This is a genomic window from Streptomyces sp. NPDC001153 (assembly GCF_053598315.1).
On the sequence record NZ_JBSFJZ010000010.1, the window covers coordinates 1 to 17,157 of the forward strand.

At 69.9% G+C, this 17,157-nt stretch carries 17 protein-coding genes, 1 pseudogene and 1 riboswitch; of the genes and pseudogenes, 14 read left to right on the forward strand and 4 right to left on the reverse strand.

The window, feature by feature from the left end; all coding sequences use genetic code 11:
• The 3 genes and pseudogenes from ACWDEN_RS13315 to ACWDEN_RS13325 all read left to right on the forward strand — a co-directional run.
• Nucleotides 1-252: pseudogene (locus ACWDEN_RS13315) on the forward strand (cytochrome ubiquinol oxidase subunit I); the annotation flags it as partial.
• Nucleotides 249-647 carry a cytochrome c oxidase subunit 4 gene (locus ACWDEN_RS13320; RefSeq protein WP_351615273.1) on the forward strand — a complete coding sequence of 133 codons (399 nt, stop codon included), beginning with the start codon at nucleotides 249-251 and terminating at the stop codon, nucleotides 645-647. The pseudogene ACWDEN_RS13315 and the gene ACWDEN_RS13320, both read left to right, overlap by 4 nt.
• A 168-nt stretch (nucleotides 648-815) precedes the next feature.
• A complete protein-coding gene (locus tag ACWDEN_RS13325) occupies nucleotides 816-2,075 on the forward strand; it encodes a L,D-transpeptidase (RefSeq protein ID WP_351615276.1) in 1,260 nt (419 codons plus the stop codon).
• A 41-nt stretch (nucleotides 2,076-2,116) separates the two neighbouring features.
• On the opposite strand, the gene ACWDEN_RS13330 is transcribed toward ACWDEN_RS13325, so the two are convergent.
• Nucleotides 2,117-2,518 (reverse strand): response regulator, encoded by a 402-nt coding sequence (locus ACWDEN_RS13330; RefSeq protein WP_351615279.1) that lies wholly within the window; start codon nucleotides 2,516-2,518, stop codon nucleotides 2,117-2,119.
• A gap of 166 nt (nucleotides 2,519-2,684) precedes the next feature.
• Between ACWDEN_RS13330 and ctaE the strand changes: the two genes are divergently transcribed.
• The 6 genes from ctaE (at nucleotide 2,685) to ACWDEN_RS13360 (ending at nucleotide 9,772) form a co-directional block, all read left to right on the forward strand.
• Nucleotides 2,685-3,305 (forward strand): aa3-type cytochrome oxidase subunit III, encoded by a 621-nt coding sequence (ctaE, locus tag ACWDEN_RS13335; protein WP_351203789.1) that lies wholly within the window; start codon nucleotides 2,685-2,687, stop codon nucleotides 3,303-3,305.
• A 63-nt stretch (nucleotides 3,306-3,368) separates the two neighbouring features.
• Nucleotides 3,369-4,181, forward strand: coding sequence for a cytochrome bc1 complex diheme cytochrome c subunit (qcrC, locus tag ACWDEN_RS13340; protein WP_351615282.1), 813 nt, complete (start codon nucleotides 3,369-3,371; stop codon nucleotides 4,179-4,181).
• Nucleotides 4,178-5,236, forward strand: a complete 1,059-nt coding sequence (qcrA, locus tag ACWDEN_RS13345; RefSeq protein ID WP_351615284.1) for a cytochrome bc1 complex Rieske iron-sulfur subunit — start codon at nucleotides 4,178-4,180, stop codon at nucleotides 5,234-5,236. The genes qcrC and qcrA overlap by 4 nt, the downstream gene beginning before the upstream one ends.
• A complete protein-coding gene (gene qcrB, locus ACWDEN_RS13350) occupies nucleotides 5,233-6,870 on the forward strand; it encodes a cytochrome bc1 complex cytochrome b subunit (protein ID WP_351615287.1) in 1,638 nt (545 codons plus the stop codon). The genes qcrA and qcrB overlap by 4 nt, the downstream gene beginning before the upstream one ends.
• A 121-nt stretch (nucleotides 6,871-6,991) precedes the next feature.
• On the forward strand, nucleotides 6,992-8,056 hold the full coding sequence (gene trpD / locus ACWDEN_RS13355; RefSeq protein WP_351615289.1) for an anthranilate phosphoribosyltransferase: 1,065 nt from the start codon (nucleotides 6,992-6,994) through the stop codon (nucleotides 8,054-8,056).
• Between the two features lie 75 nt (nucleotides 8,057-8,131).
• Nucleotides 8,132-8,248, forward strand: a riboswitch (SAM riboswitch).
• A gap of 162 nt (nucleotides 8,249-8,410) precedes the next feature.
• Complete coding sequence (locus ACWDEN_RS13360; RefSeq protein ID WP_351615290.1) at nucleotides 8,411-9,772, forward strand: aminotransferase class V-fold PLP-dependent enzyme; 1,362 nt, start codon at nucleotides 8,411-8,413, stop codon at nucleotides 9,770-9,772.
• A gap of 128 nt (nucleotides 9,773-9,900) precedes the next feature.
• Here the strand turns inward: ACWDEN_RS13360 and ACWDEN_RS13365 are convergent, their stop codons facing one another.
• Together ACWDEN_RS13365 and ACWDEN_RS13370 are read right to left on the reverse strand one after the other, a co-directional pair.
• Nucleotides 9,901-10,182 (reverse strand): Lrp/AsnC family transcriptional regulator, encoded by a 282-nt coding sequence (locus ACWDEN_RS13365; RefSeq protein WP_351615291.1) that lies wholly within the window; start codon nucleotides 10,180-10,182, stop codon nucleotides 9,901-9,903.
• Nucleotides 10,179-10,922, reverse strand: coding sequence for a rhomboid family intramembrane serine protease (locus tag ACWDEN_RS13370; RefSeq protein WP_351615292.1), 744 nt, complete (start codon nucleotides 10,920-10,922; stop codon nucleotides 10,179-10,181). Before ACWDEN_RS13370 ends, ACWDEN_RS13365 begins: the two co-directional genes overlap by 4 nt.
• Before the next feature lie 155 nt (nucleotides 10,923-11,077).
• Between ACWDEN_RS13370 and ACWDEN_RS13375 the strand changes: the two genes are divergently transcribed.
• The 5 genes from ACWDEN_RS13375 (at nucleotide 11,078) to ACWDEN_RS13395 (ending at nucleotide 16,503) form a co-directional block, all read left to right on the forward strand.
• Entirely contained in the window at nucleotides 11,078-11,317 is a 240-nt protein-coding gene (locus ACWDEN_RS13375) for a hypothetical protein (protein ID WP_014672226.1), read from the forward strand.
• A gap of 42 nt (nucleotides 11,318-11,359) precedes the next feature.
• Nucleotides 11,360-12,703 carry an NYN domain-containing protein gene (locus tag ACWDEN_RS13380; protein WP_351615295.1) on the forward strand — a complete coding sequence of 448 codons (1,344 nt, stop codon included), beginning with the start codon at nucleotides 11,360-11,362 and terminating at the stop codon, nucleotides 12,701-12,703.
• 219 nt (nucleotides 12,704-12,922) lie between these two features.
• Nucleotides 12,923-13,957 (forward strand): C40 family peptidase, encoded by a 1,035-nt coding sequence (locus ACWDEN_RS13385; protein WP_351615298.1) that lies wholly within the window; start codon nucleotides 12,923-12,925, stop codon nucleotides 13,955-13,957.
• A 268-nt stretch (nucleotides 13,958-14,225) separates the two neighbouring features.
• Complete coding sequence (locus tag ACWDEN_RS13390; RefSeq protein WP_450858941.1) at nucleotides 14,226-15,281, forward strand: NlpC/P60 family protein; 1,056 nt, start codon at nucleotides 14,226-14,228, stop codon at nucleotides 15,279-15,281.
• Between the two features lie 28 nt (nucleotides 15,282-15,309).
• Complete coding sequence (locus tag ACWDEN_RS13395) at nucleotides 15,310-16,503, forward strand: hypothetical protein (RefSeq protein ID WP_351610010.1); 1,194 nt, start codon at nucleotides 15,310-15,312, stop codon at nucleotides 16,501-16,503.
• Nucleotides 16,504-16,527: 24 nt separating this feature from the next.
• On the opposite strand, the gene ACWDEN_RS13400 is transcribed toward ACWDEN_RS13395, so the two are convergent.
• The gene (locus ACWDEN_RS13400) at nucleotides 16,528-17,058 is read right to left on the reverse strand and encodes a PadR family transcriptional regulator (RefSeq protein WP_351610007.1); all 531 of its coding nucleotides are present in this window, start codon (nucleotides 17,056-17,058) and stop codon (nucleotides 16,528-16,530) included.
• Nucleotides 17,059-17,157: the final 99 nt, after the last annotated feature.

Genomic DNA, 17,157 nt, shown 5'->3' on the forward strand with positions numbered 1-17,157 from the left:
TTCCTGTACAACGTCTGGAAGACGGCCAAGTACGGCAAGCCGGTCGGCGTGGACGACCCGTGGGGCTACGGCCGTTCGCTGGAGTGGGCGACCTCGTGCCCGCCGCCGCGGCACAACTTCCTCACCCTGCCGCGGATCCGCAGCGAATCCCCGGCGTTCGACCTGCACCACCCTGAGATCGCCGCGCTCGAGCAGCTCGCGCACAGCGGTCACGGCACCGCCATCGCGGGCAGCAAGGAGGCCGGCAAGTGAAGATCCAGGGCCGGATGTTCATCTGGCTGAGCTTCTTCCTCCTGATCATGGCCATCGTGTATGGCGTGTGGTCGAAGGAGCCGGCCGGTACCACCGCACTCTTCCTGGCCTTCGGCCTGAGCATCATGATCGGCTTCTACCTGGGCTTCACCGCCCGGCGGGTCGACGCGGGTGCCCAGGACGACAAGGAGGCCGATGTCGCGGACGACGCGGGCGAGCTGGGCTTCTTCAGCCCGCACAGCTGGCAGCCGCTCCTGCTGGGCTTCGGCGGTGCGATCGCCTTCCTCAGCATCGCGGTCGGCTGGTGGCTGATCTACTTCTCCGCCCCGTTCATCGCGGTCGGTCTGTTCGGCTGGGTGTTCGAGTACTACCACGGTGAGAACCGCACCCAGTAGCACGCGAGAGCAGTACGTACCGGCAAGCCCGGACGCTTCCTCGGGAGCGTCCGGGCTTGCCGGTTTTCCACAGGTCGTCCGAGCGCGGTCGTTCCTTTGCCGCAGTGTCGGTCGCTCGTACGGGTTACTCGCCGCGCAAATGGGGTCAGCGCCTCATAGCGTGATCGTATGAACCACACTCCGCGGACCCGCACCGTCGTCGGCTGCACCCTGCTGGTGACCGCGCTCGGCGCGGGCGTCACCGCCTGCGGTTCGGACGGCAACCCGCTGTCGGCCAAGCCGTACGACGCGGCGGGCGAGATCTCCTTCAACGGCCCGGCCGAAGCGGGGGAGCGGGCCGACCCGGACAAACCCCTGGAGATCACCACCACGGGTGACGACCGCATCACCGACGTCACCGCCCAGGACTCCGCAGGGCGCTATGTGGCGGGCGAACTCGCCGCCGACGGCAGCAGATGGCACAGCACCGCCCCGCTGGCCGCCAACGCCCACTACACGGTCACGGTGAGCACCGAGGACGACGACGGCGCGCCCGGCCGCAAGGTGCTCACGTTCGACACCAGCAGGCCCACCGACAAGAAGCGCCTGACCGTCACCCTCGGGCCGAAATCGGGCCAGTACGGCGTCGGGCAGCCCATCACCGCCCAACTCGACCATGAGGTCAAGGACAAGGCGCAGCGCGCCGTCGTGGAACGCGCCCTCCGCGTGGACTCCACGCCGGCCGTACAGGGCTCCTGGTACTGGGTGAGCGGCAAGGAACTCCACTACCGGCCCCAGGAGTACTGGCCCGCCCACGCCACCATCACGGTGCACAGCAACCTGGACGGCATCAGGATCAGCGACCGGCTGTGGGGCGGCCCGTCGAAACCGCTGAAGATCACCACGGGTGACCGGATCGAGGCCGTCACGGACGCGGCGGCGCACCAGCTGACGTTCTACAAGAACGGCGCGGCGCTCAAGCGGATCCCCGTCACCACCGGCAGGCCCGGGTACGAAACCCGCAACGGCGTCAAGGTCGTCCTGGAGAAGGCGTACGTCGTCCGCATGCGCGGCACCACGATCGGCATCTCCGCGAGCAGCTCCGACTCCTACGACCTGTCGGTCTACTACGCCACCCGGGTGACCTGGTCCGGAGAGTACGTGCACGCCGCGCCCTGGTCCGTGGGCTCACAGGGCTACGCCAACGTCAGCCATGGCTGCACGGGCATGAGCAACGGCAACGCCGCGTGGTTCTTCGACAACATCCACCAGGGCGACCTCGTCAAGGTCGTCAACTCCAACGGCCACCAGATGGAGGACTTCGGCAATGGCTTCGGCGACTGGAACGTCGACTGGAAGAAGTGGCGCACGGGCAGCGCCCTCGTCAACGGCAAGCCCGACGCCCCGTCCGAGGCGGACACGGTAAGACTCCAGCCAGCGGCCCTTTGAGCGCCCCGAAAGGGGCGCGGGGCTCCAGTCGCCCCTGCCCGCTAGGCGCTCAGCAGCCGCTTCTGACGAAGCAGAGAAGCCAACGCGGAGGAGAGCTCCACAGGATCCACCGGAAGAGTCACGGCAGCGTCGGCCCGGCTCCACGTGGCCAGCCACGCGTCCTGCGGCCGCCCCATCAGCAGCAGCACCGGCGGACAGTTGAACACCTCGTCCTTGATCTGCCGGCACACCCCCATGCCCCCCATCGGCACGGCCTCACCGTCCAGCACGCACACATCGATCCCGCCCTTGTCCAGCTCACGCAGCACCGCCTCGGGTGTCGCGCACTCCACGAACTCGACCAGGGGGACGTCGGGAGCGGGCCTGCGGCCGGCGGCCAGCCGTACTTGCTCGCGGGTGTTGGAGTCGTCGCTGTAGACCAGCACCGTGGCGGTCGGCTGCATTGTTCCTCCGGGACGTCAGCGTCGTACGGACGGGACGGACAAGGCCGTTCGGGCGGAGCTTACTCCCGTGGAAGTCCCCATGAACACCACGTCAACACCGGTTCGGCGGGTGGCAACACTCCGAACGGCACCCCCCGGAGTGAGGGCGGGATAAGCGACCGACATAATGTCGGTCGTGGCGACAGCAACGACAGTAGAAACCGGGCACGCGCACCCGTCGGTCAACCGGCCGAACCTCACCAGCGTCGGAACCATCATCTGGCTGAGTTCCGAGCTGATGTTCTTCGCGGCCCTCTTCGCGATGTACTTCACCCTGCGATCGGTGACGGGTCCGGCGCACTGGAAGCACATGGCCGACGCGCTCAATGTGCCCTTCTCCGCGACGAACACCACGATCCTGGTGCTCTCCTCGCTCACCTGCCAGCTCGGCGTGTTCGCGGCCGAGCGCGGGGACGTGAAGAAGCTCCGCGGGTGGTTCATCCTCACCTTCATCATGGGTGCGATCTTCATCGGCGGTCAGATCTACGAGTACACGAGCCTGGTGAGGGACGAGGGCATCTCGCTCTCCTCCGACCCGTACGGCTCGGTGTTCTACCTGACCACCGGCTTCCACGGCCTGCACGTGACGGGCGGTCTGATCGCCTTCCTGCTGGTCCTCGGGCGCACCTACATGGCCAAGAGGTTCACCCACGAGCAGGCGACCGCCGCCATCGTCGTGTCCTACTACTGGCACTTCGTCGATGTGGTCTGGATCGGCCTTTTCGCCACGATCTACCTGATCAAGTAGCCGGGACCGGCTCCCGCACATCCAGAACCACCGACGCAGAAGATCCTGACACCGGGGTAATCCGTGAAAAAGCTCTCCGCACGACGACGCCATCCGCTGGCGGCGGTCGTCGTCCTACTCCTCGCGCTGGCGGCCACTGGGGGGCTGTACGCCGCGTTCGCACCCGCGGGCAAGGCGCAGGCCGATGATTCCGCCCAGTCCCTGACCATCCAGGAGGGCAAGAAGCTCTACGAGGTCGGCTGCGCCAGCTGCCACGGCACCGGTGGCCAGGGCTCCTCCGACGGGCCGAGCCTGGTCGGCGTGGGTGCCGCGGCCGTCGACTTCCAGGTCGGCACCGGCCGTATGCCGGCCGCCACCTCCCAGGGCGCCCAGGTCCCGCGCAAGAAGGTCGTCTACAACCAGACGCAGATCGACCAGCTCGCCGCGTACATCGCCACGCTGGGCGCCGGCCCGAGCGTGCCCACCAAGGACCAGTACGGCCCGGGCGGCGCGGACATCGCCAAGGGCGGCGAGCTGTTCCGCACCAACTGCGCGCAGTGCCACAACTTCACCGGCAAGGGCGGTGCCCTGACCAAGGGCAAGTTCGCGCCCACGCTGGAGGGTGTCGACCCGAAGCACATCTACGAGGCCATGCAGACCGGCCCGCAGAACATGCCGTCCTTCCCCGACACCACGCTGTCCTCGAAGAACAAGAAGGACATCATCGCGTACCTGCACGCGGTCGACAGCAGCGATACGACGAACCCCGGCGGTCTGGAGCTGGGCGGCCTCGGGCCGGTCAGTGAGGGTCTGTTCGCCTGGATCTTCGGTCTCGGCGCGCTGATCGCCGTCGCCGTCTGGGTCGCCGCTCGGACCGCAAAGGCCAAGAAGTCATGAGTAGCCAAGACATTCCAGAAGAGAACCTGCCCGCTGAGCAGGACCACGCGCGCGGCGCGGTAGGGGTCGCGGACGAGGTGAACCCGTTCGCCGACCCGGGGCTGCCGCCTCACGAGCACCGCATCCAGGACATCGACGAGCGGGCCGCCAGGCGGTCCGAGCGCGCGGTCGCCCTGCTGTTCACGGTGTCGATGCTGGCCACCGTCGGCTTCATCGTCTCGTACGTGACGATCCCGCACGACAAGAGCATCTTCGTCTTCCCGATCGGTCACATCAGCGCGCTGAACTTCGCGCTGGGTCTGACCCTCGGTGCGGCGCTGTTCTGCATCGGCGCGGGCGCGGTCCACTGGGCCCGCACCCTGATGTCCGACGTCGAGGTCGCCGACGAGCGTCACCCGATCGAGGCCGCCCCCGAGGTCCGCGCGAAGGTCCACGCGGACTTCCGCCAGGGTGCCGCCGAGTCGGCGCTCGGCCGCCGCAAGCTGATCCGCAACACGATGTTCGGCGCGCTGGCCCTGGTGCCGCTCTCCGGCGTCATGCTGCTGCGTGACCTCGGTCCGCTGCCCGGCACCTCGCTGCGGCACACGATGTGGGCCAAGGGCAAGCGTCTGGTGAACACCAACACCAACCTGCCGCTGCGCCCCGAGGACGTCGCCGTCGGCTCCCTCACCTTCGCCAAGCCCGACGGGCTGGAGGAGACGAGCGAGGACTTCCAGACGGAGATCGCCAAGGCCGCGCTGATGATCGTCCGGCTGCAGCCGGACAACATCAAGGACAAGCGCGAGCTCGACTGGTCGCACGAGGGCATCGTCGCCTTCTCGAAGATCTGCACCCACGTCGGCTGCCCGATCTCGCTGTACGAGCAGCAGACGCACCACGTGCTGTGCCCGTGCCACCAGTCCACCTTCGACCTCTCCGACGGCGCCCGAGTGATCTTCGGCCCCGCCGGCCACGCCCTGCCGCAGCTGCGCATCGGTGTGGACAGTGAGGGTTACCTCCAGGCGCTCGGCGACTTCGAGGAGCCCGTCGGTCCTGCATTCTGGGAGCGCGGATGAGTACTGCAGCCAACGAGACGCCCCGCTCTCGCGGGAAGGCACCGGCCGGCGAGCGTGTCGCCGACTGGGCCGACGGCCGGCTCGGGATCTACTCCCTGGCCAAGGCCAACATGCGCAAGATCTTCCCCGACCACTGGTCGTTCATGTTGGGCGAAGTGTGCATGTACAGCTTCATCATCATCATCCTGACGGGTGTCTATCTGACGCTGTTCTTCCACCCGTCGATGAACGAGGTGGAGTACCACGGCAGCTATGTCCCGCTCCAGGGACAGCTGATGTCCGAGGCGTTCAGCTCGACCCTGCACATCTCCTTCGACGTGCGCGGTGGTCTGCTCATGCGGCAGATCCACCACTGGGCCGCGCTGATCTTCCTCGCCGGCATGTTCGTGCACATGATGCGCGTGTTCTTCACCGGCGCGTTCCGTAAGCCGCGTGAGATCAACTGGCTGTTCGGCTTCCTGCTGTTCGTCCTCGGCATGTTCACCGGCTTCACCGGTTACTCGCTCCCGGACGACCTGCTCTCCGGCACCGGTGTCCGCTTCATGGAGGGCGCGATCCTGTCCGTGCCGATCGTCGGCACGTACCTGTCGTTCTTCCTCTTCGGCGGTCAGTTCCCCGGCCACGACTTCGTCGCCCGGTTCTACTCGATCCACATCCTGCTGCTGCCGGGCATCATGCTCGGGCTGATGGTGGGCCACCTGATCCTGGTCTTCTACCACAAGCACACGCAGTTCGCGGGTCCCGGCAAGAGCGAGAAGAACGTCGTCGGCATGCCGCTGCTGCCGGTCTACATGGCCAAGGCCGGAGGCTTCTTCTTCCTGGTCTTCGGTGTCATCGCGGCCATCGCGGCGGTCGCTCAGATCAACCCGATCTGGGCCATGGGCCCCTACCGTCCGGACCAGGTGTCCACCGGCGCCCAGCCCGACTGGTACATGGGCTTCTCCGAGGGTCTGATCCGCTTCATGCCGGGCTGGGAGATCAACCTCTGGGGTCACACGCTCGTCCTGGGCGTCTTCATCCCGCTGATGATCTTCCCGTTGGTCCTCGTGGCGATCGCGGTCTACCCGTTCATCGAGTCCTGGGTCACCGGGGACAAGAGCGAGCACCACATCCTGGACCGCCCGCGCAACGCCCCGACGCGCACCGGTCTCGGTGTCGCCTGGATGACGGTGTACCTGACGCTGCTGGTCGGCGGTGGCAACGACCTGTGGGCCACCCACTTCCACCTGTCGATCAACGCCGTGACCTGGTTCGTCCGGATCGCCTTCTTCGTCGGCCCGGTCATCGCGTTCCTCGTCACCAAGCGGATCTGCCTGGGGCTGCAGCGCCGCGACCGCGACAAGGTGCTGCACGGTCGCGAGACCGGCATCATCAAGCGCCTGCCGCACGGTGAGTTCATCGAGGTGCACGAGCCGCTCAGTCAGGAGCAGCTGCACACCCTCACGGCTCACCACCAGTACGAGCCGGCCGAGATCGGCCCGACGGTCGACGAGAACGGTGTCGAGCGCAAGGTGCCGGCCTCGGAGAAGCTCCGGGTGAAGCTGTCCAGCGCCTACTACGGCGAGGACAACCAGATCCCGAAGCCGACCGTCGACGAGTACAAGGAGATCACGAGCGGCCACGGCCACCACTGATCCAGGCGTCGCCACACCACGCCGAAGGGCCCCGTCCGGGTTACGGACGGGGCCCTTCGCCGTGTCCCGGGCTGGATAGGGTGGGATCACACGGTTTCTTCTACGACACACAGGAGCGGCTATGAGCGCTGTGACCCCCGCTGGAGGCGACACCGCGGCGGGCCGCTCCTGGCCCGCCCTGCTGAACGGCCTGCTGGACGGCCGGAACCTGTCCGCCGACGACACCGCGTGGGCGATGGACCGGATCATGCGCGGCGAGGCGACCGACGCGCAGATCGCCGGGTTCGCGGTGGCGCTGCGGGCCAAGGGACAGACGGTGCAGGAGATCACCGGTCTGGTCCGCACCATGTACGAGCACGCGAACGTGATCGAGGTGCCCGGCCGTACCGTCGACATCGTCGGTACGGGCGGCGACGGGGCCAGGACGGTGAACATCTCGACCATGTCGTCACTGGTCGTCGCCGGTACGGGCGCGAAGGTCGTCAAGCACGGCAACCGCGCCGCGTCCTCCGCCTCCGGGTCCTCCGACGTCCTGGAGAAGCTGGGCGTCAACCTCGACCTCACGCCCCGACGGGTGGCCGAGGTCGCGGAGGAGGCCGGCATCACCTTCTGCTTCGCGGTCAAGTTCCACCCCGCGCTGCGTCATGTGGGCGCCGCGCGTGGTCAGTTGGGCATCCGGACGGTGTTCAACCTGCTCGGTCCGCTGACCAACCCGGCGAAGGTGCGGGCCCAGGCGGTCGGCGTGGCCGTCGTCCGCGAGGCGCCGATCGTCGCGGGCGTGCTCGCGGAGCGCGGCAACTCCTCGCTGGTCTTCCGCGGCGACGACGGGCTGGACGAGCTGACCACGACGTCCACGTCCCACGTCTGGGTCGTGCGGGACGGCAAGGTCACCGAGGAGACCTTCGACCCGCGGGACGTCGGCATCGACCTCGTCCCCGTGGAGGCGCTGCGCGGCGGCGACCCGTCGCACAACGCCGAGGTCGCCCGTCGCCTGCTGGACGGCGAGCGGGGCCCGGTACGGGACGCGGTGCTGCTGAACTCCGCGGCGGCCCTCGTGGCCCTGGACCCGACGGACGCCCCGCTCGCCGACCAGCTCCGCGCCGGCATGGCCAGGGCCGCCGAGTCCATCGACTCGGGGGCGGCGAAGCGGACACTGGAGCGCTGGGTGGCCGCGAGCAACGCCTAGCGGTCACCGACGGTCGTCCCGCGATCCGGACACGGGTTGCGGGACGACGATCATTTCGCGTACGTTCCTGTACCAGGTCATGAGTGACAGTCATGAGGCCCCGGCCGACTGTCCGGCAACCCTCCGTCCGTGGCGGGGTGCCCCGGGTGAGGACCAGGCCGTAGGCAGCGAGGTCTACGGCAAGCGCGGACCCCTCGCGCGCTGCTGAGAGCGCGGGACCAGGGGTCCTGGTCATCGAGGGAGCCTTCCGTGAGCAAGCGAATGCGATAGGGCCGCAGAGCCCCGCCTCCGCATCCCCCTTTTTCTCTTCTTTCCGTACGTCGTCTTCGGCGTACGTTCTCACGGGAGTTCCCCATGTCCGTCTTCACCGCTGCCGCCGACCAGTCCGTTTGTGCCCCCCTGCCCGTTCTGGGCCGGGATGTCACCGTCCCGCTCGTCACCGGCGGCGAGGTCACCTACGCGGCCCTCGACTACGCGGCCAGCGCCCCCGCCCTGCAGCGCGTCTGGGACGACGTGGCCGCCTACGCGCCGTACTACGGCAGTGTCCACCGCGGCGCCGGCTACCTCTCCCAGCTCTCCACCGACCTGTTCGAGAACGCCCGCCAGACGGTCGCCGAGTTCCTGGACTGCCGCGCCGACGACCAGGTGGTCTTCACCCGCTCCACCACGGACTCGCTGAACCTCCTGGCCCGTGCCCTCCCGGCCGGCTGCCAGGTCTTCGTCTTCGAGACCGAGCACCACGCCTCCCTGCTGCCCTGGCAGGGCGCCCGTGTCACCTACCTGAACGCCCCGCGCACCCCGCAGCAGGCCGTCACGGCCCTGGAGCGGGCCCTCGCCGACCGCGACCCGTACGGCCCGGCCCTCGTCTGCGTGACCGGTGCCTCCAACGTCACCGGCGAGCTGTGGCCCGTACGGGAGCTGGCGGCAGCCGCCCACGCGCACGGCGCCCGGATCGTCCTGGACGCCGCCCAGCTGGCTCCCCACCACCCGGTGTCCGTCCGTGACCTGGACGTCGACTGGGTCGCCTTCTCGGGCCACAAGCTGTACGCCCCCTTCGGCTCCGGTGTCCTGGCCGGCCGCGCCGACTGGCTGCGCGCGGCCGAGCCGTACCTCGCGGGCGGCGGCGCCAGCCGCAAGGTGACCCGGCGTCAGGACGGCGGTGTGGACGTGGAGTGGCACGAGAGCGCCGCGCGGCACGAGGCGGGGTCGCCCAATGTGATCGGCGCCTACTCCATCGCGTCCGCATGCAAGGCCCTCACCGAGGCCGGCTGGGACACCCTGGTGGCCCGTGAGCAGCACCTGATCGCCAGGGTCCGCGAGGGCCTGGCGGAGGTCCCCGAGGTGAAGATCCTCTCCCTCTTCGGCGACGAGGCCCCGCGCGTCGGAGTCATCTCCTTCGTCGTCGAGGGCTGGAACAGCTCCCACTTCGCCGCCGCGCTCTCCGCCGAGTACGGCATCGGCGTCCGCGACGGCCTCTTCTGCGCCCACCCCCTGGTCCGCACCCTCCTCGGCACCGACCCCCAGGCCCAGGGGGAATGCGGAGCCCCCGAGGCCGCCCCGGGCGAGAGGTCCCTCAACGCCATCCGCGTGAGCTTCGGCGCGGGCACCCCCGACGAGCATGTCGACCGCTTCGTCACGGCGGTGAAGGAACTGGTCACCGAGGGTGCCGAGTGGACGTACCGCACAGAGGACGGCCGCTGCGTACCTGCGGTGTGAAGCCGACGCCAGGGGTAGCGCCCCAAAGGGGCGCGGGGAACTGCGCGACAAGCCACAACGAACCCGCGCCCGCCGGCGTACCGCACCCGGCAGACGAGAAGGCGATACACGCCTGAGCGGCGCAGCCCCTAGTTGTCCAGGCCGATCGAGAACGCCGCTTCCAGGTCGTGCTGGGAGTAGGTGCGGAACGCGACGTGCGTGTCGGTGGCCTCCACGCCGGGGATCTTGCTGATCCGGCCGGGGATGACATCGGCCAGGTCCTCGTGCTGCCGGACCCGGACCATGGCGATCAGGTCGTAGGTTCCGGTGACCGAGAAGACCTCGCTCACGCTCTCCAGCGCGGCGATCTGCCCCGCGATCTCGGGGATCCGGTCCACGCTGGTCTTGATGAGGACGATCGCGGTGATCACGGCTGGTTCTCTCCCTCGGGTGCCGGAGCTGGGGCGCACTTCACTCTAGTCGTACGGCCGTACCGGGCCCACGCGTAGCCGAAGCCCAGGCCGAAGCCGACGAGGTGGGCCAGATACGCCACCCCGGGGCCGCCCGAGCTCTGCTCCGCCGCCGCCCACTGCAGTGCCGCCCAGAACGGCAGCACGACCCACGCGGGGAACCGCAGTGGCAGGAAGAACAGAAACGGCAGAAGACTGGTCACACGGGCCCGGGGGAACAGGTAGAGGAATGCTCCGAGGACCGCCGAGATCGCCCCGGACGCGCCCACCAGCGACTGCTCGGAGGCGGCGTTGGCGGCCGCGTAGCCCAGCAGGGCGAGACAGCCGCAGCCGAGGTAGAAGAGGGTGAACTCGACCCGGCCCATCCGTTCCTCGGTCATCGCCCCGAAGACGAAGAGGAAGAGCATGTTGCCGAGCAGATGCACCCAGCTGCCGTGCACGAACAGGGCCGTGGCGGGGGTCAGCGCCTCGCGCACCGGCCTGGCGAACAGCTCGGCCGGCACCACCCCCCAGCGCCGGAAGTACGCCCGCTGCGCGGCGAGCAGGCCCTCCCCGGAGCCGTACCCCGGTGTGAGCCCCGAGGCCGGGCCCAGGACGAAGAGCAGGCAGCACAGGGCGATGAGGCCGTACGTCATGGGTGCCGATGCGCTCCGGACCGCCCTGAAGGCCCTGCCGACCGCCGTGCTCCACTCGCTGATCATGAATACAGAGCATGACGTAACGGGACGCAAGCTGACAGACCGCCTCGCCGCCTCGGAGGGGCCAGCGGCGAGTCGCCGCCAGGCCGTAGGGTTACGGCCACACCCGTCCGCCGACGGCGCGGTGAGCGACTACGAGAAGGAAGCGGACAGCCACGATGACGGTTCCCCTGCCGACCGCCACCACCCGATGGCGCTGCACCCTGTGCGGCAACCTCACCCGGTTCGACGTGACGCGTTCCTCGAAGGTCGTCGAGTACGTCCACCTCGATCTGGCCGGCGAGCCGACCGTGGAGGAGCGCGAGGTGGTCAGTGAGACCATCGAGTCGGTGCGGTGCCGCTGGTGCAACGCGGTGGATCAGGTGGAACTCGTGGACAGGCCGGGTGCCGGCTCCTGAGCGGAGCGGCCCCGAAGAAGTTGAAGTAGTGGGGTGTGACGGATGGCGGAGACCGCAGGCGGGGGGCCGGGCGACGGCACCGCTGAGGTGCTTGACCGTCCGCTGCCCGACGGGGTGCGCCGCCGGGTCGTCCAGATCGCATCGGACGGCTTCGGCAGCCTGACCGTGGCGGAACTGCCCGCCCAGCTCAGGCAGTACGCCCGGTTCGCCCCCAATCGCCGGGCGAAGTTCGCCGGGAACGCGATGGCGGCGGCGCTGGAGACCGACGCGCTGTTCCGGCAGCGGATCGGGGAGAAGTTCAGAGAGGCGCAGCCGGAACTCGCCGGCGCCCTCGACTCCGGCTCGCCGCTCCCGGCCGCGGACCCGCTCGACGTGGCGGCCGCGGCCTACGTACTGCGCCCGGCAGGCTGGGTGAAGCTGGTCACGGCGGCCGGCGAGGAGGTCCAGCGCGCGGACGCCGAGCGCGCAGACGAGGAGAGCCGGGCCGAGCTGGAGCGGCTGCGTGCCGAGCTGGCCCAGGCCCGCGAGCTCACCCGGGCCGAGACCGAACGGCTGCGTACGGAGCTGGAGTCGGCGAAGAAGGAAACCGAATCCCTGCACCGCAAGCTCCGTGCCGCCCTCAGCGACGTCAAGCGGGGCGAGGCGGCCCTGCGCAAGGCCCAGGCCGAGATGGACGCCGTACGCGCCGAGGCGCACCGGCAGGTGTCGGCCGGCGAGAGCGAGGCCCGCCGGCTCAAGGCCCGCCTCGGCGAGGCCGAGGCCGCGCTGGAGGCCACCCGCCGCGCCGCCCGTGAGGGCCGCAGCGTGGAGGACATGCGGGTACGGCTGCTGCTCGACACCCTGCTGGAGTCGACCCAGGGCCTCAGGCGCGAACTCGCACTGCCGCCCGTGTCCGTTCGGCCAGCCGAGACCGTGGACGCGGTCGAACCGGGACGAATGACACCGAAGGACATCGCGGCGCGCGCCCTGTCGGAGAACGACCCGGCCATCCTCGACCAGTTGCTGGCGCTGCCGCAGGCCCATCTGGTCGTCGACGGCTACAACGTCACCAAGACCGGCTATCCGCAGATGCCGCTGGAGAAGCAGCGGCTCAGGCTCCTCGGCCAGCTCTCCGCGCTCGCCGCGCAGACCGGCGCCGAGGTGACCTGTGTCTTCGACGGCGCCGAACTGGCCGCCCCGGTGCTGCTCGCCCCGCCGCGCGGGGTCAGGGTGCTGTTCTCGAAGCCGGGCGTCACGGCCGACGAGCTGATCCGGCAGCTCGTGCGCGCGGAGCCGCCGGGCCGTCCGGTCATCGTCGCCTCCACCGACCGTGAGGTGGCCGACGGCGTCGCCAAGGCGGGTGCCCGTCCCGTCGCCTCTGCGGTGCTTCTCAAGCGACTGTCCTGAAGGTCCAACGGGCACGCGCAATGCCCGAATTGGCCGTATCGTCACGCAACGTAGCGTCAATCGCACGTTACAGCATGTGGGTTGTGAGCAAAGAATGCATTGTGTGATGGGATTTTTTAGTGTGAGGATTTGAATGATCACAGCTGGGTCACTAGGGTCTGGGCTCGAACCTCCGAACGGGTGATTCCTCACTCACTCACAAGAAGGAGTTCGTCCTCCGTGGCGTCCCACCGTCGACCCAAGCAGCAGAGTCGCGCCCGCGTGACCGTGCTGACCACCGCAGCTGCCGCAGCCGTCGTGCTGAGCGCGAACGCCGCCAACGCCGCGCCGAGCCAGAAGCTCAGCAAGGACCAGGTCAAGGCCAAGGTCGACGAGCTCTATCAGCAGGCGGAGCAGGCCACCGAGAAGTACGACGGGGCCCAGGCGAAGCAGCAGAAGCTGCAGAAGGAAATCTCCACCATCCAGGACAACGTCGCGCGGGGTCAGCAGGACCTCAACAAGCTGCGCGACAGCCTTGGTTCGCTGGCCACCTCGCAGTACCGCTCCGGTGGCATCGACCCTTCGGTCCAGCTGTTCCTGTCCTCCAACCCGAACGACTTCCTCGACAAGGCCTCCACGCTCGACCAGCTGAGCGCCCAGCAGGTCGACGCGCTGAAGAAGATTCAGGACAAACAGCGCGAACTGTCTCAGGAGCGCGCCGAGGCCACCCAGAAGCTCAAGGACCTCTCCGACACGCGCGCCCAGCTCGCGCAGAACAAGAAGGACGTCCAGGGCAAGCTCGCCGACGCGCAGAAGCTGCTCAACTCCCTGACCGCCAAGGAGAAGCAGCAGCTGGCCGCCGAGCAGCAGCGCGCCGACCGCTCCTCCAGCCAGCGAGTCGACCTCGGCAACACGCCGCCCGCCTCCGGCCGTGCCGCGGCTGCCTTCGCCGCCGCCCAGTCGCAGATCGGCAAGCCGTATGTCTACGGCGCCACCGGCACCGCCTCCTACGACTGCTCGGGCCTGACCTCCTGGGCCTATGCCCAGGCCGGCGTCTCCATCCCGCGCACCTCCCAGGAGCAGGCGACCATAGGGACCCGGATCAGCTCGGTCAACGACCTGCAGGTCGGCGACCTGGTGTTCTTCTACGGCGACATCCACCACGTCGGCCTGTACGCCGGCAACGGCCAGGTGCTGCACGCCCCGCACACCGGCGCCGTGGTCCGCTACGAGTCGATGTCCGACATGCCGTTCCAGTTCGGCGTCCGGGTCTGACACCTTCGCGAAACGGTCTGATACCCCGGGATCCCGCCGGAAACGCTCGCCCGGGGGCGCCCGAACGGGCGAATCCCGTGGACCGGAAATGACTCCACGCCCCGCCGGTGACCTGCGTCAGCGGCGGGGCGTCACCGTATGTTGCCGCCACGGCCGTTGGTCCGGCCCCTTCCGCACGGCTACTGTCTGCCGCGTTTCCCCGGCGCCGGGGCCTCCCCGTCCCCAGGCGCCGGGGAAGCAGTCTCTGTCCGCCAGCAGAAGGACTGCCGTGGGGTCTCATCGTCGCTTTGCCTCCTCCGGATTCGACCGGGGCGCCGTCGCCCTGTGCGTGCTGTCGGCCGCGACCGCCGCGCTCGGCGCCGTACCCGCACAGGCCGCACCGCACGCCGACGGCCGGGCCGAGGTGGACCGGCTCTACCAGGAGGCCGAGCAGGCGACCCAGGCCTACGACAAGGCCCAGGAGCGGGAGAGCACGCTGCGCCGCGAGGTGCGCGAGGCCCAGGACCTCATCGCCCGGCAGCAGCAGCACATCAACACCCTGCGCGAGCGGCTGGGTTCGCTGGCCGGCGCCCAGTACCGCGCGGGCGCCCTCGACCCGGCCGTCGCGCTGCTCTTCTCCGACGACCCCGACGACTATCTCGACAAGGCCTCCACTCTCGACCGCATCACCGCCCAACAGGCCGGGCAGCTACGGGAGTTGCAGTCGGCGATGCGGGACCTGGCCCAGGAGCGCACGGAGGCGGCCGGGAAGCTCGCCGAGCTGGAGACCAGCCGCAAGGCCGTGACCGTGCACAAGCAGACCGTGGTGCAGAAGCTCGCCAGGGCCCGGCAGCTGCTCGACACACTCCCGCCCGCCGAACGCGTCGCCTTCGGCCGGGCCTCGCGCGACGACGGCTCCGGCCGCCTCGTCCTGCCCGACCTGTCCGGCCTGACGGGCGTCCTCGCCCCCCAGGCCGCCGACGCCCCCGACGCCCCCGACGCCCGCGCCGCCGCCGCGGTGGCCGCCGCCCGTTCCGCCCTCGGCCGGCCGTATGTGTGGGGCGCCAGCGGCCCCTCCGGCTTCGACTGTTCGGGCCTGATGCAGTGGTCGTACGCGCACGCCGGCGTCCAGCTGCCGCGCACCTCGCAGGAGCAGCGCTTCGCCGGCCGGCAGATCCCGCTCTCCCAGGCCCGCCCCGGCGACCTGGTCATCTACCGCTCCGACGCCAGCCATGTGGGGATGTACGCCGGCAACGGCCAGGTCATCCACGCGCCCTATCCGGGTGCGGCGGTGCGCTACGACCCGGTCGGGATGATGCCTGTCACCTCGGTCACCCGGCCCTGAACGCGGCGCTCGCCGTTACGATCGGGAAGTGGCTGGTCGCAGGCGGGCGTGGAGCATCGGGGTCGTGGGGCTCGGGCTGCTGCTGCCCCTGTCCGGCTGCGGCGGCACGCCGGGCGACTCCGCCCGCACCGAGGTGCAGCACCTGCTCGACCGGCGCTCGGCCGCGCTCCTCGGCCACGACGAGACGGCGTACGGGACGACGGGCACCCGCACGGAGTACACCCGGCTGCGCGCCCTGCCGCTGGCCTCCTGGGCCTACCGGGTCACCGCCGTGCACCGCACCTCCGCCGGCGCCACCGCCGACGCCGACCTCAGCTACCGCGTCGCCGGGTACGACAGCGCCCCGGTCGACGCCCTCCGCACCCTCACCCTCGGGCGCACCGCTGACGGCAAGTGGTACGTCACCGCCGACAGACCCGCCAAGGACACCGGGCAGCAGCTGTGGGACCAGGGCCCGGTGACCGCCGTCAAGGGTGCGCACAGCCTGGTGCTGGGCACCGGCCGGACCGCCGCCCAGCTGCGCGGATACGCCACGCTGGCCGACCGTGCCGTGCCGGCCGTCTCCCGGGTCTGGGGCGCCGACTGGGCCCGCCATGTCGTCGTCCTCGTCCCGCGGTCCCTCCAGGGCATGGGGGGACTGCTCGGCTCGCCCGCCGCGAACTACCGGGGGATCGCCGCCGTGACCACCGGCGAGGCGGGCGGTTCGGGCCAGGCGCCCGCGGACCGGGTGGTCGTCAACCCGGAGGCGTACGCCATTCTCGGCGACCTCGGCAAGCAGGTGGTGCTCACCCACGAGACCACCCATGTGGCCACCCGTGCGCACACCACCGCCGCGACCCCGCTGTGGCTCTCCGAGGGGTACGCGGACTGGATCGGCTACCTCGGCACCGGCCGCACCCCCACCGAGGCCGCTCCGGAACTCACCCGCGCCGTCCAGGACGGCCACCCGCCCACCGAGCTGCCCACCGACGGGGACTTCGGCTTCACCAGCGACCCGGCCGAGCTCGCCCGGGCCTACGAGGGCGGCTGGCTGGCCTGCCGGATGATCGCCGACCGCTGGGGCGAGGCCCGGCTCGGCGCCTTCTACCGCGCCGTCGGCGCCCATCAGAAGCGGGCGGGCGCGGTCGAGGACGCGCTGAAGACGGTGCTGGGGACCACACCGGGGGAGTTCACCGGGCAGTGGCGGTCCTATGTGCGGGAGCAGCTGATCCGGACCGAGTGACGGCCGGTTTCCCTGCCCGGCGGGTCAGCCGGCCCCTTCGAGCGTCTCGATGGCCTCGCGCAGCCAGGCCCGCTCCGCCTTCCCGGTGGCCCGGGCGACCCGCAGCATGCCCTCGCGGAACAGGTCACCGGCCTCCTCCGCGCGCACGGCCTCGCCCTGCCGGTAGAAGAAGCTCGCCGGGGTCTCGAGGAAGTCCAGCCGGCGGCGCAGCACCGCGGCCTGCTCGCCGGGGGCGTCGAGGTGCCGCAGGAAGGCCAGGAGCGTGTTGAAGCGGACCTGGTCGGTGATCTCCGCCTGCTTGGGGGCGCGCAGCCGCGCGAGCAGTTCCTCGCGGCCCCGGTCCGTCAGGGACAGCACCCGGCGCGGGGCGGCGCTCGCGCCGTCCTCGGTGCGCTGGTCGAGCAGTCCGGCGGCGACGAGCCGGTTGATGGCCGGATACAGCGCGCCGTCGCTGACCGGGCGGACATGACCGCTCAGCGCCTTGATGCGCTCCTTCAGCTCGTAACCGTGCAGCGGTTCCTCGGCGAGGAACCCCAGGATCGACAATTCCAGCACGCGGTCTCCTCCTTCTCCTCCTTGCAGCGGCCTCGCACGCCATGCTACCTCTTATCGAGCTACCTCTAAACGAGGTAGCTCGATTCGAGGAGATGAGGG

What these genes read in the sequence shown, in the direction of transcription:
- qcrB (WP_351615287.1), top strand. Translation starts at nt 5,233, where the DNA reads ATGAGTACTGCAGCCAACGAGACGCCCCGCTCTCGCGGGAAGGCACCG.
- ACWDEN_RS13380 (WP_351615295.1), top strand. Translation starts at nt 11,360, where the DNA reads ATGGCGGAGACCGCAGGCGGGGGGCCGGGCGACGGCACCGCTGAGGTG.
- ctaE (WP_351203789.1), top strand. Translation starts at nt 2,685, where the DNA reads ATGTCGGTCGTGGCGACAGCAACGACAGTAGAAACCGGGCACGCGCAC.
- trpD (WP_351615289.1), top strand. Translation starts at nt 6,992, where the DNA reads ATGAGCGCTGTGACCCCCGCTGGAGGCGACACCGCGGCGGGCCGCTCC.
- ACWDEN_RS13330 (WP_351615279.1), bottom strand. Translation starts at nt 2,518, where the DNA reads ATGCAGCCGACCGCCACGGTGCTGGTCTACAGCGACGACTCCAACACC.
- ACWDEN_RS13325 (WP_351615276.1), top strand. Translation starts at nt 816, where the DNA reads ATGAACCACACTCCGCGGACCCGCACCGTCGTCGGCTGCACCCTGCTG.
- ACWDEN_RS13375 (WP_014672226.1), top strand. Translation starts at nt 11,078, where the DNA reads ATGACGGTTCCCCTGCCGACCGCCACCACCCGATGGCGCTGCACCCTG.
- ACWDEN_RS13360 (WP_351615290.1), top strand. Translation starts at nt 8,411, where the DNA reads ATGTCCGTCTTCACCGCTGCCGCCGACCAGTCCGTTTGTGCCCCCCTG.
- ACWDEN_RS13370 (WP_351615292.1), bottom strand. Translation starts at nt 10,922, where the DNA reads ATGATCAGCGAGTGGAGCACGGCGGTCGGCAGGGCCTTCAGGGCGGTC.
- qcrA (WP_351615284.1), top strand. Translation starts at nt 4,178, where the DNA reads ATGAGTAGCCAAGACATTCCAGAAGAGAACCTGCCCGCTGAGCAGGAC.